This is a genomic window from Oribacterium sinus (assembly GCF_963537195.1).
GTDB lineage: Bacteria > Bacillota > Clostridia > Lachnospirales > Lachnospiraceae > Oribacterium > Oribacterium sinus_A.
The window spans coordinates 1-22,109 of the sequence record NZ_CAUTEG010000005.1; the positions used below are offsets into that span (position 1 = coordinate 1).

The 22,109-nt window shown below is 44.0% G+C and carries 19 protein-coding genes and 1 pseudogene; 3 read left to right on the top strand and 17 right to left on the bottom strand.

Annotation, left to right across the window (positions count from 1 at the left end; translation table 11 throughout):
- Window positions 1-279: 279 nt before the first annotated feature.
- From RYL27_RS01490 to RYL27_RS01550, 14 genes are all read right to left on the bottom strand, one after another.
- Window positions 280-2,163 carry an aminoacyl--tRNA ligase-related protein gene (locus RYL27_RS01490; RefSeq protein WP_331648419.1) on the bottom strand — a complete coding sequence of 628 codons (1,884 nt, stop codon included), beginning with the start codon at window positions 2,161-2,163 and terminating at the stop codon, window positions 280-282.
- Window positions 2,163-3,617, bottom strand: coding sequence for a glutamate--tRNA ligase (gene gltX / locus RYL27_RS01495; RefSeq protein ID WP_314964742.1), 1,455 nt, complete (start codon window positions 3,615-3,617; stop codon window positions 2,163-2,165). The genes RYL27_RS01490 and gltX overlap by 1 nt, the downstream gene beginning before the upstream one ends.
- A 22-nt stretch (window positions 3,618-3,639) precedes the next feature.
- Window positions 3,640-5,745: a polyribonucleotide nucleotidyltransferase gene (locus RYL27_RS01500; RefSeq protein ID WP_314964744.1), complete on the bottom strand. Its 2,106-nt coding sequence runs from the start codon at window positions 5,743-5,745 to the stop codon at window positions 3,640-3,642.
- A gap of 185 nt (window positions 5,746-5,930) precedes the next feature.
- A complete protein-coding gene (rpsO, locus tag RYL27_RS01505; protein ID WP_007155797.1) occupies window positions 5,931-6,197 on the bottom strand; it encodes a 30S ribosomal protein S15 in 267 nt (88 codons plus the stop codon).
- A gap of 240 nt (window positions 6,198-6,437) precedes the next feature.
- Window positions 6,438-8,033, bottom strand: coding sequence for a tRNA pseudouridine(55) synthase TruB (gene truB, locus RYL27_RS01510; protein ID WP_314964746.1), 1,596 nt, complete (start codon window positions 8,031-8,033; stop codon window positions 6,438-6,440).
- Window positions 8,034-8,035: 2 nt separating this feature from the next.
- Window positions 8,036-9,028 carry a DHH family phosphoesterase gene (locus tag RYL27_RS01515; RefSeq protein ID WP_314964748.1) on the bottom strand — a complete coding sequence of 331 codons (993 nt, stop codon included), beginning with the start codon at window positions 9,026-9,028 and terminating at the stop codon, window positions 8,036-8,038.
- Window positions 9,025-9,441, bottom strand: a complete 417-nt coding sequence (gene rbfA / locus RYL27_RS01520; protein WP_314964750.1) for a 30S ribosome-binding factor RbfA — start codon at window positions 9,439-9,441, stop codon at window positions 9,025-9,027. The genes RYL27_RS01515 and rbfA overlap by 4 nt, the downstream gene beginning before the upstream one ends.
- A gap of 63 nt (window positions 9,442-9,504) precedes the next feature.
- On the bottom strand, window positions 9,505-12,192 hold the full coding sequence (infB, locus tag RYL27_RS01525) for a translation initiation factor IF-2 (protein ID WP_314964752.1): 2,688 nt from the start codon (window positions 12,190-12,192) through the stop codon (window positions 9,505-9,507).
- Window positions 12,179-12,502: a L7Ae/L30e/S12e/Gadd45 family ribosomal protein gene (locus RYL27_RS01530; RefSeq protein ID WP_314328833.1), complete on the bottom strand. Its 324-nt coding sequence runs from the start codon at window positions 12,500-12,502 to the stop codon at window positions 12,179-12,181. The genes infB and RYL27_RS01530 overlap by 14 nt, the downstream gene beginning before the upstream one ends.
- Window positions 12,492-12,758 carry an RNase P modulator RnpM gene (gene rnpM / locus RYL27_RS01535; RefSeq protein WP_007155791.1) on the bottom strand — a complete coding sequence of 89 codons (267 nt, stop codon included), beginning with the start codon at window positions 12,756-12,758 and terminating at the stop codon, window positions 12,492-12,494. The genes RYL27_RS01530 and rnpM overlap by 11 nt, the downstream gene beginning before the upstream one ends.
- 99 nt (window positions 12,759-12,857) lie before the next feature.
- Window positions 12,858-14,024 carry a transcription termination factor NusA gene (gene nusA, locus RYL27_RS01540; protein ID WP_314964753.1) on the bottom strand — a complete coding sequence of 389 codons (1,167 nt, stop codon included), beginning with the start codon at window positions 14,022-14,024 and terminating at the stop codon, window positions 12,858-12,860.
- Between the two features lie 98 nt (window positions 14,025-14,122).
- The gene (rimP, locus tag RYL27_RS01545) at window positions 14,123-14,449 is read right to left on the bottom strand and encodes a ribosome maturation factor RimP (protein ID WP_314964755.1); all 327 of its coding nucleotides are present in this window, start codon (window positions 14,447-14,449) and stop codon (window positions 14,123-14,125) included.
- Between the two features lie 359 nt (window positions 14,450-14,808).
- Entirely contained in the window at window positions 14,809-15,408 is a 600-nt protein-coding gene (locus tag RYL27_RS11515) for an ABC-2 transporter permease (RefSeq protein WP_442945742.1), read from the bottom strand.
- A gap of 18 nt (window positions 15,409-15,426) precedes the next feature.
- Entirely contained in the window at window positions 15,427-16,164 is a 738-nt protein-coding gene (locus tag RYL27_RS01550; protein WP_314964756.1) for an ATP-binding cassette domain-containing protein, read from the bottom strand.
- Window positions 16,165-16,610: 446 nt separating this feature from the next.
- Between RYL27_RS01550 and RYL27_RS01555 the strand changes: the two are divergent.
- The 3 genes and pseudogenes from RYL27_RS01555 to RYL27_RS01565 all read left to right on the top strand — a co-directional run.
- Window positions 16,611-16,895, top strand: a pseudogene (locus RYL27_RS01555) (UPF0236 family transposase-like protein); the annotation flags it as partial.
- 533 nt (window positions 16,896-17,428) lie between these two features.
- A complete protein-coding gene (locus RYL27_RS01560; RefSeq protein WP_314345757.1) occupies window positions 17,429-18,448 on the top strand; it encodes a glycosyltransferase family 2 protein in 1,020 nt (339 codons plus the stop codon).
- A gap of 141 nt (window positions 18,449-18,589) precedes the next feature.
- Entirely contained in the window at window positions 18,590-19,315 is a 726-nt protein-coding gene (locus RYL27_RS01565; RefSeq protein WP_314964759.1) for an SDR family NAD(P)-dependent oxidoreductase, read from the top strand.
- Between the two features lie 76 nt (window positions 19,316-19,391).
- On the opposite strand, the gene RYL27_RS01570 is transcribed toward RYL27_RS01565, so the two are convergent.
- From RYL27_RS01570 to RYL27_RS01580, 3 genes are all read right to left on the bottom strand, one after another.
- Window positions 19,392-19,919: a GNAT family N-acetyltransferase gene (locus tag RYL27_RS01570; protein ID WP_314964761.1), complete on the bottom strand. Its 528-nt coding sequence runs from the start codon at window positions 19,917-19,919 to the stop codon at window positions 19,392-19,394.
- Window positions 19,920-20,113: 194 nt separating this feature from the next.
- The gene (locus RYL27_RS01575) at window positions 20,114-21,364 is read right to left on the bottom strand and encodes a dicarboxylate/amino acid:cation symporter (RefSeq protein WP_314964763.1); all 1,251 of its coding nucleotides are present in this window, start codon (window positions 21,362-21,364) and stop codon (window positions 20,114-20,116) included.
- Between the two features lie 16 nt (window positions 21,365-21,380).
- Window positions 21,381-22,070, bottom strand: a complete 690-nt coding sequence (locus RYL27_RS01580; protein ID WP_183681687.1) for a gamma-glutamyl-gamma-aminobutyrate hydrolase family protein — start codon at window positions 22,068-22,070, stop codon at window positions 21,381-21,383.
- Window positions 22,071-22,109: the final 39 nt, after the last annotated feature.

Genomic DNA, 22,109 nt, shown 5'->3' on the forward strand with positions numbered 1-22,109 from the left:
CATTTAAGAAAATATAAAAAGATAATTAGAAATTTATACTTTGTTTCAGCTAAAAAGAGACAGAAGCAAAAAGAATTATCTGAGCTTTTTCGCAGTATAGCTTGAGAATAAGGGGCAATCTGAGCCCGTCGGTTCTTAGCTTTTGTCTTATAAAAGCTTAGAACCGCTACGAGGCGAAGTTAGCGAGAGCGTGCCCCTGTTCCAAGCTATACTGCAAAAAGCGATAAATCATTCTTCTATCTCTGTCTCTATTTTTCTATTGTATTTAGAACAAGTTCATTAAAACTCATCCATCAGCTCTAAGCTGTGTTCCTTCTGCATCTTTTCACAGGCCTTAAGGAAGGCATCCAATGGAACGTTATTGATCTGCTTATTGGAACCGCGCATATTGATAGATACGGTTCTTTCTTCTTTTTCTCTGTCTCCCAGCACAAGAATATAAGGATTCTTATAGTTCTTATAGCCCTTAATCTTCTCCTTCATGTTCTTGTCACTGTAGTCAGCTTCAGCTCGAATTCCGATTTCCGTCAGAGCGTCATAAACTTCTTTTCCGTAGTCGTTATGCTCTTCTCGAATCGGTACGATGCCTACCTGCTCGGGGCTTAACCAGAAGGGGAAGCTTCCCTTAAAGTTCTCGATAATAATACCGATAAAGCGCTCCAAGGATCCGTAAATTGCTCTATGGATTACCACCGGCATAGCGGTGCTTCCTTCAGCAGTCTGGTAAGTTAAGCCAAAGTTGTGAGGAAGCTGGAAGTCCAGCTGGATAGTTCCACACTGCCACTCTCTTCCCAAAGCATCCTTAATTTGTAAGTCAATCTTTGGTCCGTAGAAGGCACCGTCTCCTTCATTGATTTCAAAACCGCCCTCTCCGTACTTGTCGGTGAGAATCTTCTTTAAAGCAGCCTCCGCTCTATCCCAAACCTCGATATCTCCCATGAAATCATCAGGTCTTGTGGAGAGCTCTGCACGATAAGTAACACCGAAGGTCTTGTATACTTCATCCGCAATGGAGATGATGTCCGCAATTTCCGCCTCAATCTGGGATTCCATTACGAAGGTATGGTCATCATCCTGACGGAACTCCTGTACACGGAAAAGTCCGTTCATTTGTCCGGATTTTTCCTTTCTATGGAGTACATCATACTCGGAATAACGAATTGGAAGCTCCTTATAGGAACGATTTCTTCTCTTGTAGGTAATCATGGCGTTAGGGCAGTTCATGGGCTTTGCCGCCATGGTATCAATATTCTCACGATTATAAATTACAGAGCCTGCCTGAATCTTTACAATCTTCTCTCCAAGGCTGGCATCGGTAGGATGCTCCAGTACGCCGGAAAGGTCAGCATCGGCCTTTAACCAGCCGGAAATACCGGGAACCATAAACATATTGTTAATGTAATGTGCCCAGTGTCCGGAAATCAACCATAATTTCTTATTGTTGATAAGGGGTGCGGAAATCTCCGTGTAACCGTGCTTTGCCTGCACACTTCTGGAATAGGCTAAAAGCGCCTGATACATCTTCCAACCTCTGGGAAGCCAATATGGCATTCCGGGAGCAGTCTCATCAAACATGAAGAGGTCAAGCTGGCTACCCAGCTTCTTATGGTCTCTCTCCTGGGCTTCCTGTAACCACTTCAAATGCTCCTTTAAGGCATTCTTATCCGGGAAGGCAAAAAGATAAACACGCTGTAACTGATCTCTGTGCTCATCTCCACGCCAGTAAGCTCCGGAAATGGATTTAATCTGGAAGGCCACATTCATGAGTTCCTGAGAATTCTCCACATGAGGTCCCCGGCAAAGATCCACGAAATCATCACCGGTACGATAAATACTGATGACTTCATCGGCAGGAAGATCCTGAATCAGCTCCTTTTTGAACTTTTGCTTATCAAAGAGAGCCAAGGCCGCCTCACGGGACAGCTCCTCTCTGGTCCAGTTCTCTCTTCTTTTGATAATTTCTCTCATCTTGTCCTCAATAGTCTTAAAATCCTCCTCGGACAAGGACTTGGGCAGAGCAAAGTCATAATAACAGCCATCTTCAATCTGGGGTCCAATCGCATACTGTACCTCAGGACCATACAGCTCTACCATGGCTTTTGCTAAAATATGTGCAAGAGAATGTCTGTATCTCTCTAAAAATTCCTGCTTATCCAATGCCATTACCTCTTTTCTTTTAATCTCTCTATTGCTTTTTCAATTCTCTTTAAGGACTCTTCCTTACCCAGTACGGAAAGAATCTCGGTAGCTCCTGCAGGAGTCATTTGCTTTCCGGAAAGGGCAATGCGGATGGGCCACATCATAAAGCCTGTCTTATAGCCCTTTTCCTGACCGAAGGCCTGTAATTTCTCATACAAATGATCGTTACTGTAGTCATTTTCCTCCTGTAATAAAGGAAGAACCTCTTCCAGAAGACTCAAAGAATTCTCTAAATTACACTTTGCCTTTTTGTTTTCATAAAGAGAAAGCTCATATTCCGGTACTTCCTTAAAGAAGGAAACCTGCTCGGGAATGTCCGGGAAGATTTCGATTCTGCTCTTTACCATCTCTGCAATCTTCTTATGATCCAATCCCTCACCTACAGCTTCTTTCAGGAAGGGGAGAGCTCTCTCATAGAACTTGTCGAAGTCCATTTTCTTGATGTACTCTCCGTTCATCCAACGAAGCTTGCCCATATCGAAAACAGCAGGGCTCTTGGAAATTCTATGGTAATCAAATAAACGAACCAAATCCTCCAAGGAAAGAATCTCTTCATTTTCCTCAGGGCTCCAGCCTAAAAGAGCCACAAAGTTTACCACTGCCTCAGCCACAAAGCCCTGATCAATCAGATCCTCAAAGGAGGAGTGTCCGGATCTCTTGGATAACTTCTTATGATTCTCATCCGTAATCAAAGGACAATGAATCAGCTTCGGAGACTCCCAACCGAAGGCATCATAGAGTCTTTGGTACTTAGGGCTGGAGGAGAGATATTCGTTTCCACGAACCACATGGGTAATCCCCATCAAATGGTCATCTATAACATTGGCAAAGTTATAGGTAGGATAGCCGTCGGACTTAATCAGCACCATGTCATCCAGTTCGCTGTTCTCCACGGTAACATCCCCGTAAAGTTCATCATGGAAGGTGGTGCTTCCTTCTGTCGGATTATTCTGACGAATAACAAAGGGCAGGCCCTGCTTTAACTTCTCTTCCACCTCTTCCTTGGAAAGAGAAAGGCAGTGCTTGTCATAATGAAAAAGGGTCTCTCCGTTTACCTCGGTTTGCAGGCTCTTTAAACGATCTTCGTCGCAGAAGCAGTAGTAAGCCTCTCCCTTATCCACCAGCTTTTTGGCATAGTCCATGTAAACGCCGGTCTTTACCCGTTCCGACTGCACGTAGGGGCCGCAGTCTCCGGGATTGTCCGGACCCTCGTCCCAGAAAAGTCCGGTGGCTTCCAGGGTTCTGCGGATAATATCCACCGCTCCTTCCACTTCTCTTTCCTGGTCGGTATCCTCGATACGGAGGAGGAAGTCACCTCCCTCATGCTTGGCAATCAGATAGGCGTACATGCCGGTTCGCAAATTCCCCACATGCATCCTTCCGGTAGGGGAAGGTGCATATCTCGTTCTAATCTTCATATTTTTCCCCCTTAAGCTGTGCTTACGCTTCCTGCTTTTCTACCAAATCCTGTGGGCGCATAGAAAGGTTGATTCTTCCCATCTTATCCACTTCCAGAACCTTTACACGAACTTTATCGCCGATATGAACCACATCCTCTACCTTATTCACTCTCTGGTCAGATAGCTTGGAAATGTGAATCATGCCGTCCTTGTTGGGGCTTAACTGTACAAAGGCACCAAAATCCATCATTCTGACTACGGTTCCTTCAAAAATCTGTCCCGGCTCAATATCGTTTACAATAGACTCAATAATTTTCTTCGCTCTTTCCAAATCAGGCAGGTTTGTTCCGGAAATGGAAACAGTTCCGTTATCATCAATATCGATCTTCACGCCGGTTTCTTCGATGATACCGTTAATGGTCTTACCCTGCTTTCCGATAACATCTCCAATCTTCTCCGGATTGATAGACATGGTCAAAATCTTCGGTGCATAGGGAGAAAGCTCCGCTCTAGGCTCTGCAATCGCTTCTTTCATAACACCGTTCATAATAAAGAGTCTTGCTTCTCTTGCTCTGCGAATAGCCTCTTCCACGATAGGACGAGTCAGGCCGTGAATCTTAATATCCATCTGGATAGCAGTGATTCCCTCCTCTGTTCCGGTTACCTTAAAGTCCATATCCCCGAAGAAGTCTTCCAAGCCCTGAATGTCAGTAAGTACCAAATACTCATCATCGCTGTCTCCGGTTACAAGACCGCAGGAAATTCCGGCAACAGGCTTCTTAATGGGAACGCCGGCAGCCATTAAGGACATGCAGGAAGCACAGGTGGAAGCCATGGAAGTAGAACCGTTGGACTCCATAGTCTCGGAAACGGAACGAATCGCATAGGGGAATTCTTCCACGGAAGGCAGTACAGGAATCAAAGCCTTCTCTGCCAAAGCACCGTGTCCGATTTCTCTTCTTCCGGGACCTCTGGAAGCCTTAGCCTCTCCTACGGAATAGCCGGGGAAATTATACTGGTGCAGATAACGCTTTTCCGTTTCAAATTCATTTAGCCCTTCTACCTTCTGAACCTCGGAAAGAGGTGCCAGGGTAGTAATATTCATAATCTGGGTCTGTCCTCTCTTAAACATGGCAGAACCATGTACTCTGGGGAGAAGATCTACCTCAGCCTCTAACTTACGAATCTCATCGATGGCTCTTCCGTCCGGTCTCTTATGATCCTTTAAAATCATCTTACGAACGGTCTTCTTCTCATACTGATAAATGGCATCCGGTAAGATGGCCAAAGCTTCCTCATCATCCTGGAAAGCTTCTACCAGTCTTTCACTAAGAAGGGAAACATTGGCATCTCTTTCCGCCTTATCATCGGTAAATACAGCCTTCTCCATCTCCTCCGGTTTTACCACTTCCTTCATCTTCGCAAATAATTCTTCAGGAATGGCGCTGGAAACATAGCTGTGCTTTTCTTTTCCGCATTCTTCGATAATGCTCTCAAAGAAACCGATAATCTGCTGGTTTACATCATGGGCAAGATAAATTGCCTCAATCATCTTGTCCTCTGGAAGCTCGTTAGCTCCGGCTTCGATCATGATAACCTTCTCTTTTGTGGAAGCTACAGTCAATAAAAGGTCGGAAACCGCCTTCTCTCCGTTTCCGGGATTTACCACAAATTCTCCCCCGACCATTCCGATCTGGGTGGTTGCACAGGGACCGTCAAAGGGAACATCGGAAAGACAGGTGGACAGGGAAGAGCCAAGCATAGCCAGTAGTTCCGGAGAAGCATCCTGATCCACGGATAATACCAGGTTGTTTAATAAAACGTCATTTCTATAGTCCTTAGGGAAGAGAGGACGCATAGGACGGTCAATAACTCTTGCAGTTAAAATCGCATTGTCACTGGCTCTTCCCTCTCTCTTCTTAAATCCTCCCGGAAACTTTCCTACAGAATACATCTTCTCTTCGTATTCTACGGAAAGGGGGAAGAAATCAATACCGTCTCTCGGCTTTGCGGAAGCGGTACAGGTGGACAACACCGTAGTATCTCCATAGTGCATCAATGCGGCACCGTTACTTTGCGCGCAAACCCTATCCACATCCACCGTCAGGGTTCTTCCGGCAAGTTCCATTGAATAACTCTTATACATAAATCCTCCTTTGTTTAATCCGGAAGATCCAAAGCCACTGAAGAAACTGTGAGGTTCACCGCCTCTTCAGTGATCTCGGACTACCTTCCGGATAGCTTTTGTCATAGATTCCTATTATACAGGAAAATGAGAAAATGAACAGTAAAAAAGGGTAGAAAAGCCATGCTTTTCCACCCTGATTCTTCTTACTTTCTGATGCCTAACTTCTCGATTAAGCTTCTGTAACCCTCTAAGTCGGTCTTCTTTAAGTAGTCCAAAAGGCCTCTTCTCTGACCTACCATCATCAGAAGTCCTCTTCTGCTGTGGTGATCCTTAGGATTGCTCTTTAAATGCTCGGTAAGCTCAACGATTCTCTCTGTAAGAATCGCTACCTGTACTTCAGGAGATCCGGTATCTCCGGGCTTTCTTCCGTACTTTGCTACCAACTCTGCTTTTTTCTCTCTTGTAATCATTTGATTCTCCTTTTTTTGGCAATTTCTTGCGTTAACACACGTTAGACTGAGGAAGGCGTTAGGAAATCGCCTTCCTATGCCTAACGCGAAGTTTTGTGCATTTTATGATAACTTTTCTTCTTCTCCAAAATCAGTCCATAAATGCCAGATTATAATACGCGAATTTTCGGCTTTCGTCAAGGATTTTCGCCCTTTGTTTGATGAAAACCCTAAGCTTCACAAGGCCGGACAAAGACGATTTTATGATTCCTGTTTTTTGCTCTCTTCCTTCACAAAGGCCAAATCCTTCTCCAGCTGACTCTTCAACTCTTCGATATCCTTAAAATGTCTTTGCTCCCGAATAAAGCTGATAAACTCTAACCTAAGCTTCTCTCCGTAGATATCTCCCTGAAAGCCCAAAATATGCGTCTCTATGGTCAGAGGGTTGTTCTCCGCCACACTGGGATTCTTCCCTATGCTGGTCATCCCCTCATAATAGTCCTTCCCCAAAAGAACGCGAGTATGATACACCCCTTCCATGGGGCAAAGCTTTCCTTCCTTCGGGAGAATGTTGGCCGTAGGGAAATTGATGCTTCGTCCGATTTTCTTTCCGTGCACCACGGTGCCGGACAGGGTATAGTACCGTCCCAAGAGCCTTGCCGCCTCTTCTACAGCCCCCTCCTCCAAGCATTTCCGAATATAGGTACTGGAAATTTCCACGGTATTCCCGGCGGAATCCTTGGTTAAAGCCTTTTCCACCACGGTCAGCTTATAGCCGAAATCCTTAGCCTTTTCTTGAAGCAGAGCCACATCCCCTTTTCCCTTATAGCCGAAACTGCAATCCGTCCCCACCACAAGGTGCTTTACCTTTAAGGCTTTTACCAGAATTTCCTCCAAGAATTTCTCCGGAGGCATCTTGGCGGTTTCCAAGGTTAGGGGAAAGAGAAAAATCTGGGAAAATCCCGCATTTTGCAGACGGGTATAATGCTCATCCTCCGTGCAAAGAAGGTCTTGCCTCTCTCCTGAAAATAGAGCAGAGGGATGCATGGTAAAGGACAAAACGGAGGGTACCAGATTCTCTAACCTTCCCTCTAGAAATACATCCTCAAAAATCTTTTGATGCCCAAGATGAAGGCCGTCAAACTTCCCGAAGGTTAAAATGCTGTCCTTTTGACTATATAGCGGAGGCAGTAAGTAAGTATCTCTTTTTCCCTCTCCTTCCAGCTTTTCAATTTCCGAAAGTCTGAAGCTATCCTGCAAAGAAAACTCTCCCACTTTCTCTCGTAAAAGTGCAGACATACAAGCCTTTGTTCCTAAGGCTTCTCCGATATCCTTGCAAAGGGTGCGAATATAGGTTCCCTTGGAGCAATGAATTCGAAAACGGAGCCTGGGGCATTCATAGGAAAGAATTTCCAACCCAAAAATCTCAATTTGGCTTGGCTTTCGTTCTACCGTTTTCCCTTCCCTTGCCAGCTCATAAAGCTTTTTTCCTTCCAGTTTTTTGGCACTGTACATAGGAGGAATCTGCTCCTGCTTCCCCAGAAAACGAGGAAGAACCCTTTCAATCTCCTCCCTCGAGATGGAAACCTCTTCTTCAAAAAGTATCTTTCCGGTACTGTCCTCCGTATCCGTTTCCATTCCTAAGGTCAATTCCGCCTGATAGACCTTTTCCTTCGCCATCAAAGCATCCACATATTTGGTAGCCTTGCCCACACAGACCAAAAGCACACCTTCCGCCATGGGGTCCAGGGTGCCGGTATGCCCCATCTTTTTCTCCCTTAGAATCCTTCTAAGAGCCCGAAGAACATCAAAGCTGGTCATCCCCTTTTCTTTATTTACATTAATAATTCCATCCATGCTTACTCTCTACATCTTTTATTGCTTTGGAAATCCTCCGCATCCAGCTGCTTTCTCATTTCCCCGAAAAGCTTCTCCAAAATCTGCTCCGGACTTCCCTTCAGGCTACAGCCTGCTGCCATCTTATGTCCACCGCCGGAAAAAAAGGCGGCAACTTGGGACACATCAAAGGCATTGTTGTTGGAACGAAGGCTGGCCTTGTACACCTGATTTCCCACCTCGTAGAGGAAAATCACCCCATCCACATCTCTGGTTTCCCGAAGCACGCTGACCACCATATCCAGGTCTTTTTGCTCCAGATTAAAGGAACGCATATCCTTTAGACTTAGGAACGAAGCCAGGATTCTGTCCTCACAGTAAAGCCTGGCATCCTGCAAGACCTTCCCCGTCATTTTCTGCTGATCCACCGACTTCATATAGAAGCTGTCATCAATGATATAGGAAAAAGGAATTCCCTTTGCCATACATTTTCCTGCAATCTCCATGGTATGCTGAGAAGTACAGTTATACTTAAAAACCCCGGTATCATGAATCAAGCCGGTATAAATGCAGGTCGCTACAGCCTCATCGAAAAACGTTTCATCCATCAGGTCAAAGCTCACCTCGCAGGTACTGGAGGCATCGGGAAGAATCGTATGAAAAGGAAAATCCTCCCCATTGCTGGTTACATGATGGTCCACAACATAACAGTTTTTTGCAGACTTTGCCAAGGAACCGAACTCTCCCAATCTTTCATAGGCTCCGCAATCACAAATCAGGGCCAGGTCATAGCTTTCCTTCGGTACATCATGGCGAATGGTGGAAAAGCCGGGAAGATAAGAAAATTTCTCATGGGCCTCCATCAGATACACCTGTACTTCTTTTTCCGGATAGCGATTGTTCAAGTAATTTTTCCATCCCAAAGTAGAACCCAGACAGTCCCCATCAGGTCTGGTATGTCCTAAAAGGCAAATCCGTTGGGAAGAAGCTAATAATTCCTCCAGCTTGTCTCTCATTCTTCCTCCTCTCTATAAACGTTATCCTGATTTACCACTTCCCCGACTACTCTTTCCCTGTCTTCCTTGCTGACCTGATTAATTAAAGCGTCCATTCTGGAGCCGTATTCCACGGAATGATCCGCGATAAATTGCAGCTCCGGGGTATGTCTAAGGTTTAAGCTTCTTGCCAGCTCTCTTCGTAAAAATCCCCCGGCAGCCTTTAAGCCCTGAATAGTTTTCCCCAACTCCTCTTCACTGCCAAGGCAGGAAACAAAAACCTTACAATACTGTAAATCCGGGGTGAGATCCACACCGGTAACGTCACAGAAGGGCGAAACCCTGCTATCCTTTACCTCTTCCCGAATCAAAAGAGAAAGACATCTTCTCACATCTTCATTTCTTCTTTGGTTCTTAAAGCTCAGTTTTTTCACCTTTTACCTCTTTATACTTTCCTAAAAAAGTAGGAACAGGGGAGCCTTCGGCTCCCCTCCCTCTTATCTCTGTTTCACTTCTTCCATAACGTAAACTTCCAACTGATCCAATTCCTGAATATCGGTAAAGTCTTCTAATACAATACCGCATTCCTGCTTGGTTCCCACTTCCTTTACGTCATCCTTAAAATGTCTTACGGAAGCAATGGTTCCGTCATATAACTGCTCTCCGCCTCTGGTCAGACGAACCTTGGCACCTCTTTGTACCTTTCCGTCCAGAACGAAGGAACCGGCAATGATACCAACTCCGGAGGACTTAAAGATCATACGAACCTCCGCATGACCGATAACCTTTTCCTCATAAACAGGAGCCAGCATACCCTTCATGGCAAGCTCAATATCTTCAATAGCCTTATAGATGACATTGTAAAGTCTTACGTCTACATTTTCCCGCTCGGCAATATCTCTTGCGGTTGGATCCGGCTTAACGTCAAATCCGATAACGATAGCATTGGAAGCAATGGCCAGGTTAATATCGGACTCATTGATGGCACCAACGCCGGCATGAATCACCTTCACCTGAACTTCCGCATTTTCAATCTTCTGCAAGGAATCACGAACCGCTTCCACAGATCCCTGTACATCCGCCTTGATGACAATCGGAAGATCCTTCAGCTCTCCTGCCTTAATCTGGTCAAAGAGGGCATCTAAGCTAACCTTTTTACGGGAATCCTCCACCATCTTCTGCTTTCCTTCGCTAACAAAGGTATCCGCATAAGCCTTGGCTTCCTTCTCGTTGTCCTTCACCTGGAAAATTTCTCCTGCATTAGGCACGGAGTTTAATCCCAAAATCTCAACCGGCATGGAAGGTGTTGCCTTCTTGATTCTCTTTCCTTTGTCGTCAATCATGGCACGAACCTTACCGAAGGCAGATCCTACAGCCACCACATCTCCGATATGGAGAGTACCCTTTTGTACCAAAAGACGGGCTACGGAACCTCTTCCCTTATCCAGCTCCGCCTCGATAACAACACCGTAGGCCTTACGGTTTGGATTCGCCTTTAATTCCAGCACATCCGCCTGTAAAGCAATATTTTCCAAAAGACTTTCCAGTCCTTCTCCAGTCTTTGCGGAAACAGGACAGCAAATGGTGGTTCCGCCGTAATCCTCCGCCACCAGATCATAGGCCATTAATTCCTGCTTTACCTTGTCAATATTTGCCGCAGGCTTATCAATCTTATTGATGGCTACAATAATCTCTGTATTGGCCGCCTTGGCATGGTTAATCGCCTCAATGGTCTGGGGCTTAATGCCGTCATCTGCAGCAACAACCAGGATAGCAATATCGGTGGACTGGGCTCCACGCATACGCATAGCAGTGAAGGCTTCATGTCCGGGAGTATCCAAGAAGGTTATAACTCTGTCTTCGTCGTTAACCTTTACCGTTACCTGATAAGCACCGATAGACTGGGTAATTCCGCCATGCTCCTTACTGGTCACATTGGTATTTCGAATCGCATCCAGAATAGAGGTTTTACCGTGGTCAACGTGTCCCATAACCGCTACTACAGGAGGACGGGGCTGTAAATCCTTCTCTTCATCCACTTCGGAATCCTGTACCAGCTCAGCGATAACATCTACCTTCTCTTCCATTTCACAAAGGATGTCGTACTCAACCGCAATATTTTCCGCCTCTTCATACGTTAATTCCGTATTCAGGGTAACCATCTGTCCCTTTAAGAAAAGCTTCTTGATAAGGTCCGCAGACTTCTGCTTCATCTTATCCGCCAATTCCTTAATGGTAATTACCTCCGGTAAGGTAATGGACTTAATGGTTTCTTCCGCAACCTTCACCACTTCCGGCTTAATAAATGCACCCTTTCCGGTCTTCTTTACCTTTACCTGCTCATCTCTCTCGTAGGACTGGGTAGCGCCGTACTTATTCTGCTTTCTGGCAGCACGATTCTTCTGGGAAATGTTGGCCTTTTCATTTTCAAAGCTCTTGTTTCCGTAAACCTTCTTCTGAGGCTTTGTGGCGTCATGCTTGGTTCTGCTTTGCTTTTCCACAATCTCCGGAGCAAGGCTTGGAGCAGGCTTCTTCGCAGCCGCACCGAAACGGGGTCTTCCGGTGGAATCTCCATCCTTTCTTCCCTCTCCTCTGCTGTCACTTCTTCCTCCCGGTGCAAACCGCTTCTCTGCAGGCTTTCCGGCGCCGAAGCTGCTGCTCTTACGCTCTCCGACAGGCTCTTTACTCTGGGGCTTAGCAGGGTTCAGCTTAGCCGCAATTCCGGAAATAGTCGGTTTGATTCCGGAGATGGTAGGTCTCTTTGCCTTTTCCTGACTCTCCTTTTCCGCCAAAGCCTTCTTTTCCGCTTCTTCCTTGGCCTTTGCCGCTTCTTCCCTAGCTTTTCTTTCCGCTTCCTGCTTTTCTAAAAGGATTCTCTCCTCTGCCAGCTTCTTCTCCTCTTCCTCCTGCTTTTTCTGGATAGCATTCAAAGCCTTCAAAGGAGTAACCCTTGCAGTTCCGGGAGGCAGGGGTCTTCCATTGGGAGATTTCTTTCCTCCCTCCTCTTTCCCTGCTTCCTTCTTTACCTTGGCCTTTGCCTTATCGGAAAACTGTGTTCTTCCCAGAGGATGATTTTTATGGTTCACCGAGTTTTGGGAATGGAAAACCACCGCTAACTTTTTCTTTTTAACGGGAGCTTCCTCACTTTTTTGTTCAATATTTTCTTTCTTATTATCTTCTAACATCCGCATTCCCTCCATCTAAAATCTCAATCATCCGTTTCGCAAAGCCTTCATCCTCTATGCACAGAGAAGAACGCATTTCCTTTCCAATCCCTCTCCCCAGCTCCTCCTTCGTTCCGAAGGAAAATATGGGAATCTGATAATAAAAACAACTTTGTCGGAATTTTTTTTCCGTATTTTCCGAAGCATCGGCAGCCACCAGCACCAATTTGGCCTTATGGGCTTTAATGGACTTTTCTACGGAAAACTCTCCCGCCTTGACCTTTCCGGCCTTCATGGACAAACCCAAGAGTCCCAATATCTTATTTTGCAATTTCTTTGATTTCCTCCCTCAGTCTATCCAGGTCTTCCTTGGGGATTGCTTCCTTGAAGGAACGGAAAAAAGCCTTTTTCTTCTCAGCCTTCTCCAGGCAAGAAAGATTCTTGCAAAGATAAGCGCCTCTTCCATTTTTTCTTCCTTGCAAATCCACGGCATATTCCCCCTCCGGAGAACGGACAATCCGAAGCAAGTCCTTTTTGTCCTTTTTTTCTCCGCAGCCTATGCAGCTTCGTTGTGGCTCTACCTTCATTTTCCCTCCCGGAAAACATCCCTATGGTTCTATCGGTTCTATGAAAATGCTTTTCGAAAAAGACCAATCCTTTTTTCGAAAACCAAGTCTCTCTTTTATTTATTCTTCCTCGTAAGCTTCCGCTTCCTCTTCTTCATAGGAAGCATCCTCATAGTCCTCATCATAGCCTAAATCCTCTTCCTCCAGGCTTTCTCCATGGTAATCAATTCCCATTTCATCGAAGATTCCCTGTTCCTGAGCCTGAGACTCGGACTTTATATCAATTTTATAATTGGTCAGCTTTGCCGCAAGTCTTGCGTTCTGTCCTTCCTTACCGATGGCCAGAGACAACTGGTTGTCCGGTACGATGACCAAAGCTTCCTTATTGTCCGGATCCGCAATAACTGCAATGACCTTGGCAGGAGATAAGGAATTCTCAATCAGGTATGCCGGGTTCTCATCATAGTTGATAATATCAATCTTCTCTCCCCGAAGCTCTTCCACGATGGTATTTACACGGTTTCCGTTAAGACCTACGCAGGCACCCACTGCATCCACATCCTCTTCATTGGAAATGACTGCCATCTTGGTACGGGAACCTGCCTCTCTGGCAATGGACTTAATTTCCACAATGCCTTCTCTAAGCTCGGAAACCTCCTCAAAGAACAGCTTACGAACCAACTCCGGGTGGGTACGGGAAAGCATTAGCTTTGGTCCCTTGGGGCTGTCCTTCACTTCCACCACATAGACCTTGGCTCTTTGTCCGGGAGTCAAATTCTCTCCCGGAATCTGCTCCGCTTCCGCAAGGTAACCATCTACCTTGCCCAAATTCATAATCAGAGCTCTTCCGGTATTCTTTTCCACAAGGGCTGTGAAAATCTTTTTGCTCATAGCATAATATTCTTCAAAGAGGTTCTTTCTCTCTTCCTCGCGAATCTTCTGCACAATCACGCCCTTGGCATTCTGCGCTGCAATTCTGCTGAAGGACTTGGAATCAATGGGTACCTGCACCACATCTCCCAAGGTATAGGAAGGATCCATTTCATGGGCTTCTTCCAAGCTGATTTCTGTGGACTTGTCTCCCACCTTCTCAACAACTGTCTTATCTGCCAATACGGAAAACACTGCAGTGTCCGGATTCATGCTTACGTGCACATTGTCTGCGGAACCGAAGTGATTCTTGCAAGCGGTTTGTAATGAAAGCTCGATAGCCTCAATTAAAGCCTGCTTGGAAATTTTCTTTTCCTTCTCTAACATGTCTAGCGCTAAGCGTAATTCCTCGTTCATCGTTTTTACTCCTCTTTATTTTTATCATCAGGCGTTTTCTATCCTTACTGCCTTTTATTTCGCCTGTACTATACTTTCACCTGTTTGTGCTTTACAATTTACTCTTCAGTAGCTTCCTCTCCCTCGGAAAGCAGTTCTTCTTCCACTTCGGAAAGCTCCTCTCCCCCCGGATTATCCTTAAAGCCTAAAGAACATACTTCCAAAATATATTCTTCTTCGATAAAGTCTTCCTTATCCAACCACTTGGACAGCCGTCTGGAAACCATGGCACAGTCATTTACTGTCATGTCCTGCTCATCTTTTCTAAAAATGAATGCCCTTAGATAGTAGGTTCCCGCCTCTTTTGTAAAGGTGACACTATCCAATACATAGCCCATTCCCGGAAGAATTTCTTCCAAATACGCCTTTGTTCTCTCAATTTCCATGCCAACGCTCCATTCAAGCAAAAGGGACAAGCCAGTGCTTGCCCCTTCCTACGTTACAAATACTGTTACACACTAACACGAAAGAATTGAAAAAACAAGCCTTTTCTTTGTTTTTCTTCACTTTTCACAGCATTTTTTCTTCTATAATATTGATCCATGTCTCTTTTTAAATATTTCTTCGATTATCCCCATTTTTGCATCTACCGCGTACCAGATCCTTGACTTGCTCTTTATAATATCCTCATTGAGCTGTACAATGTTATCAGACATAGTCTATTGCCGTCGGTAAAATTAAGTTACCACATAAAACCAACCGAGGCGGCAAGAACTATGCCTGTCTGATGTTTTATAAATCGAAATTATATGCGATATTTTTCAATGCTTTTTACTGAAATTACGTATGAGATGACAAAAATAATCAAATGTAAAATCACTGCTAATGCAATCAAGTTGGTCTGAAGAATAGAATATAGTTTTAATAAAACATTATTAAATTTTGTAATGATAATAGGAAGAATGGTAAATCCTATGAGGATATATCTTCCTTTTTCTACACCAAAATAAAATGATGCGGGAATTACTATCATGTTATAAATTAGCGCAACGTAGAAACCAATGAATGGATACAAAAGGCTAAGCTGTCCAGAATAACTGAAAGTAACAAGGAAGATTATGATACCTGTAAGGAGAGAAATGATGAGCGTGAAAATATATTTCTCCATAGCAATGACATGATAGGAAAGTGGTAGTATACGATAATAATTAACAAGTTTTGTTTTTTCATCTACGGAAATAGTTATTGATACTTGCATTCCGAATAAGATCCCAATAATTATGGAGAACATAAACAGAAACATATCTTTTCCAACATAGACAATAATTGGAATAAGAGACATTAAATATACAGGGGATATTAACTTCAAAATGGACTTAAAATCTTTATAAAGCAACCCTTTCATATATTATTCATTTGATAATTACAAAATTAAATTATCATTTCCTTTCGCTAAAGTGGATTTACTTAGATGGTCATATACTACATTTTCTAAAGAAATTTTATTTCCTTCCAAAATGCAAGAAATATCAGTATTCAAAATAACCTTACCGTTATCGAGTAAGATGATTCTGGAAGCAAATTTTTCTAAGTCGCTAATAATGTGAGTGGAGAAGATAACGGCTGAATGTGTCTTATTAATATATTCTTTCAATAAATGCAAAACTTTTTCTCTTGCAACAGGATCCAGTCCGGTAGTTAATTCATCACAAAACAATATTTCAGGGTTTTGAGCCAGCATGGTGGCCAACATTAATTTATTTTTTGTCCCAAGAGACATTTGCTTTATAGCAATAATCTGTACGTTTAGGAAATTCAGATAATCAAAATATTGCTCTGAACTCCATTTAGGATACCAATCAGCCATGACTGTGCAAATGTCTTTGGGATTAAACTTCTCGCAAAATGGACAAATGCCATCATAGAATGAAACAACAGGATTTTTTTTCCATGAAATAGGCTTCATAACCCTGCCTTTGTAATAAACCTCGCCGGATGACGGAAGGCACCTGCCTTCCAGCAAATTCAAAAAAGTAGTTTTTCCGGCACCGTTAGCGCCAATTAGCCCAACTATATCACACTCATTGAGATAGAAGTCAAATGGCTGTAGTTCAAAAGCAGGATACCTCTTTGATACTTTAGCATAAAATAAAGAGCTCACGATTATCTCCTATTCAAATGTGACCATTGACTTAAATGAATTTGGCAGATTTTGATACTATTGTCAACTTAATATTGGTAGCATTTTATATGAACAATGATAGCTCTACCTGTAATTATAGTATTACTTTTTGTGCAATTTATCAATATAAAAATGAAGAAGTCAACAATGTAATAGGTATGTTTAACAATATAAAAAATCAACACTAACATAAGTAGCGAGAATTTACAGTTAAGAGACTTAGAGTAAAATTTTAGTTGGCAAAAAAATAGGAAGAGGCCGAAGCCTCTTCCTCATCATACAGAAATAACCTATTATATAGTTGGCAAAAAATATTAAGGTCAGGAGCTGTATGGTGAATTCTATGTTAGAGGAAAAAGGCATATGTTTCAAGAAGATTGAGCAAGAAATCTTGGAAAGATATGATGGCAAGTTACATGAGGAAAGAAATGTCTTATCGTAACTGTGCAGAAAAACTGAGCCAAACAACAGGACTATCTATTAGCCATGCTGCAGTCTGGAATGTGATTCATGCTCTTGGAGATAAGCTGGTACATGATGAGAAGGAACTGGTAGAAACAGGGAAGAAGGAAGATTTAAGGGGGAGCCGGGAAGTTCCTGTATTATTTGAAGAAGCGGATGGCGTTTGGCTGAATCTACAGGGAAAAGATCGTGCAAGAAGAAACTATCCCAAGGCGGAAATGAAGGCGGCAATCGCTTATGACGGATGGGTAGAGAAAAGATTGGAAAAGGATACCGGTATCCGGTCATAGGCCGCATGTTGGGGCTTGATACGGAAATAAGAGGGGATCGCAGGAAGTTGCTTTCTATGGCGGGGTATTAAAGAATCTTTGCGAGGGCTTAGGCTATGCACGAAAAAGACGGTTGCGATGCTTCCGCAACGAGCTGCACTCTAGCAACGAAGGCGGGCGCATGTTTGAGCCCGAAGGGCGAGTTTGCGCAGGAGCCTGAGTGCAAAAGTGAGTGCAGCGAGTAGGAAACGTAGTGTGTCTTTGAGGCAGAGCCTAACCCGAAGCAAGACATTCATTAGTCTGTATGAAGGAGTTGCCAACGATTACTTGACAGTAACCTTCCTTTTCTTTCTCCATGGATTCTTCTTTGTTTCTTCTTCTCTTTATGCTATAGTAATCAAGATTAAAAAAACATCATTTTAAGAGAAAGATACGAGAAAAAGAGAGCTAAAGAAAGCATAGTACAATCTGTCTATGATCCTTCCCTCTCCTTTTCCGCTATGGTGAGGTTTATGAAATTAATTAGTTTTGCAATCCCCTGTTATAATTCTGCCGCTTATATGCGGAACTGCATTGAAAGCATTCTTCCCGGCGGGGAAGAAGTAGAAATCATCATTGTTGACGATGGTTCCAAAAAAGACAATACCCTGGAAATCGCCAAGGAATACGAAGAGAAATATCCCGGCATTTGCAAGGCTGTTCATCAGGAAAACGGCGGTCACGGTGAAGCGGTGAACACAGGCCTTAGAAATGCCAGCGGACTTTATTTTAAGGTAGTGGATTCCGATGACTGGTTAGATTCCAAGGTGCTTTTAGAGGTTTTGGAAAGAATCCGGAATTTAACTCTTTCCGGAGAATCCATTGATATGCTGGTAGCCAACTTCATCTATGATAAGGTGGGACAGGAGAATAAAAAGGTCATGTCCTATGCCAATGCTTTCCCCGAAGATAAGGTTTTTGGCTGGGCTGAAATGAAGAACTTTCACCTGGGACAGTACATTTTAATGCATTCCGTTATTTACCGGACCAAAATGCTAAAGGATTGCGGCTTGCAACTCCCCAAGCACACCTTCTATGTGGATAATCTTTTTGTTTACGAACCTCTTCCCCATGTTAAGAAGATTTACTACCTAAATCAAAATCTTTATCACTACTACATCGGTAGAGAGGATCAGTCCGTAAATGAAACCGTTATGATTTCCCGTCTGGACCAGCAGTATAGGGTAAACCGTCTGATGATTGATTGCTGTGATGTCCTTAAGGTACAACCCAAAAAGCTTCGGAAATATATGATTTTGTATTTGGAAATCATTACCACCGTATCTTCTGTTCTGGCCATTAAGTCCGGTACAGAGGAGAACCTGCAAAGAAAGAAAGAGCTTTGGGCAGAGCTTCGAGAGAAGCACTTCCCCCTATGGTGGAGGATGCGTTCCGGCTTCCTTGGACAAGGCGTAAACCTTCCGGGAAAAATTGGAAACAAGCTCACGATTTTAGCCTATAAGCTCACCCAGAAGTTCTACGGCTTTAACTAATAAGGTATTTGTGCGCTGAAGAGCTTTACTTTTATCAGGAAGGCACTGAACTGTCATTAGGAAATAGATTTTATTAAACGAGATGTCCCCTATGGCATCTCGTTTTTCTACAAGCAGTTTGTTTTAATGGAGAAAGAAGCTATGAACATTGCTATTATTACCGGTGCATCCCGAGGAATCGGCAAAGCCGCGGCCAGGCGTTTTGCAAGAGAAGGCTACAGCCTCTTATTAAATTGCGAAAAAAACTGGACGCTTTTGGAAGAATTGAAAAAGGAAATTCAGTCAGACTTGCCGGAAAACTGTCCGGAAATTTTTCTTTGTAAAGATTTGGGCACAAAAGAAGGCCTTTCCCGTATTTTTGAAGGAAAAAGCCTATCTAAGCTGATTCTTATCGCCAACAGCGGTAAGGATGCCATTAAATTGTTACAAGACTATAGCGAAGAAGAGACAAGGACGCTTTTGGAAACTAATCTTTTACAGCCCTTTATTCTTTGTCAAAACCTCCTGCCCTATCTTTTAAAAGCGAAGGAAGGGAGAATTCTTTTCAGTTCCTCTGTCTGGGGAACTGTAGGGGCGTCCATGGAAAGCCTCTATTCTTTGACAAAAGGAGGAATCTCCACCTTTGCGAAAGCTCTGGGAAAAGAGCTCGCCCCTTCTCACATCTCCGTTAATGCCGTAGCTTTCGGCGCTGTTGACACGGATATGAATTCCTGGCTTAGCGCTGAAGAAAAGCAAAGCTTAGAAGAGGAAATTCCCTACGGCAGAATGGCTACCGTAGAAGAAGCCGCAGACTTTCTCTACCTTCTTTCCAACGCTCCGCTCTACCTTACAGCCCAGGTGATTCCTTTCGACGGGGCATGGATCTAAGGTGCTTCTAAAGATTATCGAATTGTGACCTTAAGAATATATAAGCATTATTGTGGTATTGCACAATTCCTTATCTTTAGAAGCACCGCCGCATCTGATACCATTCCGCATCACCGTGAACAGAAGCCGACTTCCCTTCTAAGACAAAGCCACAGCGGCTGTAGAAGGGAATTTTTTCTTCTTTACAGGTAAGAACAGCACCTTTTCTTCCCTCTTTCTTAGCCTCTTCCAAAAAGACCTGCATCATCTTTGTGGCAATGCCTCTTTTTTGAAACTCAGGGTGGGTATTGACCCCAAAAATCATCTGCCAGTCTCCGTCTTCATCATGGAGACTGACATTTTCATACATTTCATCGAACAAATCTTTTTGATTACTGACAAAACCGTTGATAAAGGAAATCAGCCTTCCTTCATAAAAAAGAAGAAGGAAATGGTTGCCGTAGGCTTTCAGGCGTTCTTGAAATTGCTCCTTCGTAGCCGCCTCAGCCCGGGGAAAACATTCCGCTTCCAGCCCGGCTACCGCATCCAAATCTGAAGGCTCCGCCTTTCGGAGGCAAAGCGCTTCTTCCTCTAAGCCAATTTCGTTTCCAAAAGCACAGTCCATTTTATCTTCCTTACCTTCTCTTATTGTTCAAAGAATTCTTCCGTTCCATTTTCGATCTTCCCTTTATAAAGGCCGAATACCATTTTTCTCTATTTCTTAACTTTCTTTGCTAAAGCGTTTTTCTCTATGCCTTAGCTTTCTTTGCTAAGGCGTTCTTCTCTATACCTTAGCTTTCTTTGCTAAAGCGTTTTTATCTATGCCTTAGCTTTCTTTGCTAAAGCATTCTTCATCCAGTCCTTACCATCTACAAAACGGGAAACGATAAAGGAAACCACATAATCACCTGCTGAGTTAATCATGGTTGCCGGTGGATCCACCAGATTGCCGATAGCAACCAGAATAGGGAAGGCCACCTCCATTTGATTAGGGAAGAAAATGCTGGCAATAATATACTCTCCGATATATCCGCCGCCGGGCACACCGCTCATTCCCACAGAAGAAAATACCGCAACCAGTACAATGACCGGAAGCTGGGCAAAGCTCACAGGAGTTCCCAAAGCTCCCATTACAAAGCAAATCTTTAGTACACAGGAGAAGCAGGAACCGTCCATGTGCATGGTCGCTCCCAAAGGAAGCACAATGTCGGACACATCCTTGGAAATTCCACTTTCCTCCGCCACCTCCATATTGGTAGGAATGGTAGCCACTGAAGAACAGGTTCCCAATGCCACAATCGCCGGCTTTAAAATATGGGACATCATCATTTTCACTCCATCCATTCCTGCACCGATATAAGCCATCAAAGGGAATGCCGTGAAAATATAAATAAAGCAAACCGGATAATATAAAACCAGTGCTCTTGCATAGCTCTCCGTAATCTGAGGGCCATAGCTTGCAACCAAATCTGCAAATATCGCAAAGAAGGCAATGGGCGCATAATAGGTTACGATTTGCACAAACTTCATCATGACCGCTGTCAGGCTATCCAAAAACTCCGCTACCTTCTTACCGGACTCTCCTGCTAAATTCACGGAAAAACCAAAAAGTACGGAAAAAACGATTAAAGGAAGCATGGCTCTTCTGGAGAGAAGTCCCACAAAATCCTCCACGGTAAAAAAGTTTAGCACCATTTCCGTAAGACTGGCGTGCTCTCCCACCTCCTCTGCACTAAGGCTCTTCCAAGACTGTAAAACCGGTGGAAAAATCTGGCAAAGTACAAAAAAGACAATGGCTGCGAAGGCACCGGTAATCACGAAGCTGAGCACCGTAACCCCCATAATCTTTCCGGCTCTCTTCCGGCTCTTCATATTGGCAACCGCCCCTGCAATAGAGGCAAAGACCATAGGCACCACCACACAGAACATCATGCGGATAAACAAGTCTCCCAAAAATTTAATGCCGTGGGCAAAATCCGGTGCCGCATAGCCTGTTATAGAGCCCAATACCATGGCTGAAATCAAAATCAATAAAAAACGATAGTTTCCTGCAATAGATTTGCTTTTCATCTCCTGTACCTCATCTTTAGTTTGTCAAAAATCGGAAAATCCCGGGGAAGCTTTGGTCTATCTCCGGATGGAACTGAATCCCCAGCATTTTCTCTCCGTATTCAATGCCCTCAATTCCGCCATCCTCCGCAAAAGCCACAGCTCGAATATCCTCTGCCGGCTTAGTAATCCGATAACGGTGCATACTGGCCCCTTGAATTCTATCCCCGGGAAAATGCTTTCTTAGAGCGGAATCCTCTATAATCCGAATCTCCTGCTTTACCAAATGCTCTTCTCCCCGGTTGGGATTGCATTTCCAGTGCCCCTCCACCGGTTCCACAAAGAAATACCGTTCCTTCTTCATTTCCTCATAGACTTCCAAAATACTCTTACCGGGACGATTCCTCTGCTCTTCCTTGGCAATAAAATAACTGTGTATAGCCTGCATGCCAAGACAAACGCCCAAGAGCTTTTTTCCGGTTTTCAAGGCATGGGCAATAACTTGAAAGTGATAGGGAAAAATACGTTTTCCTCCACAAAGTAAAAAAGCATCGCAAAGAGCTAAAGCCTCTTCCTTTACTGTACCGTCCACGCCGATAATTCCGATAGGAATACCGCCTGCTTCTTCCACTCTTTTGGTATAAAGCTCATGAAAAATAGCATTGTCTTCATAGGGGTTTTCCGTCTCGCGAAGGCGAGAGGGGGGAACTATTCCGATAATCTTCATTCTCTACTCCTTTTCCAAACAGCTTCATCATACACTATT

Excerpts from the sequence above, each read along its gene's own strand:
- RYL27_RS01490 (WP_331648419.1), bottom strand. The coding sequence starts at position 2,163 with ATGGCATTGGATAAGCAGGAATTTTTAGAGAGATACAGACATTCTCTT.
- gltX (WP_314964742.1), bottom strand. The coding sequence starts at position 3,617 with ATGAAGATTAGAACGAGATATGCACCTTCCCCTACCGGAAGGATGCAT.
- RYL27_RS01500 (WP_314964744.1), bottom strand. The coding sequence starts at position 5,745 with ATGTATAAGAGTTATTCAATGGAACTTGCCGGAAGAACCCTGACGGTG.
- rpsO (WP_007155797.1), bottom strand. The coding sequence starts at position 6,197 with ATGATTACAAGAGAGAAAAAAGCAGAGTTGGTAGCAAAGTACGGAAGA.
- truB (WP_314964746.1), bottom strand. The coding sequence starts at position 8,033 with ATGGATGGAATTATTAATGTAAATAAAGAAAAGGGGATGACCAGCTTT.
- RYL27_RS01515 (WP_314964748.1), bottom strand. The coding sequence starts at position 9,028 with ATGAGAGACAAGCTGGAGGAATTATTAGCTTCTTCCCAACGGATTTGC.
- infB (WP_314964752.1), bottom strand. The coding sequence starts at position 12,192 with ATGTTAGAAGATAATAAGAAAGAAAATATTGAACAAAAAAGTGAGGAA.
- rnpM (WP_007155791.1), bottom strand. The coding sequence starts at position 12,758 with ATGAAGGTAGAGCCACAACGAAGCTGCATAGGCTGCGGAGAAAAAAAG.
- nusA (WP_314964753.1), bottom strand. The coding sequence starts at position 14,024 with ATGAACGAGGAATTACGCTTAGCGCTAGACATGTTAGAGAAGGAAAAG.
- rimP (WP_314964755.1), bottom strand. The coding sequence starts at position 14,449 with ATGGAAATTGAGAGAACAAAGGCGTATTTGGAAGAAATTCTTCCGGGA.
- RYL27_RS11515 (WP_442945742.1), bottom strand. The coding sequence starts at position 15,408 with ATGAAAGGGTTGCTTTATAAAGATTTTAAGTCCATTTTGAAGTTAATA.
- RYL27_RS01560 (WP_314345757.1), top strand. The coding sequence starts at position 17,429 with ATGAAATTAATTAGTTTTGCAATCCCCTGTTATAATTCTGCCGCTTAT.
- RYL27_RS01565 (WP_314964759.1), top strand. The coding sequence starts at position 18,590 with ATGAACATTGCTATTATTACCGGTGCATCCCGAGGAATCGGCAAAGCC.
- RYL27_RS01570 (WP_314964761.1), bottom strand. The coding sequence starts at position 19,919 with ATGGACTGTGCTTTTGGAAACGAAATTGGCTTAGAGGAAGAAGCGCTT.
- RYL27_RS01575 (WP_314964763.1), bottom strand. The coding sequence starts at position 21,364 with ATGAAAAGCAAATCTATTGCAGGAAACTATCGTTTTTTATTGATTTTG.
- RYL27_RS01580 (WP_183681687.1), bottom strand. The coding sequence starts at position 22,070 with ATGAAGATTATCGGAATAGTTCCCCCCTCTCGCCTTCGCGAGACGGAA.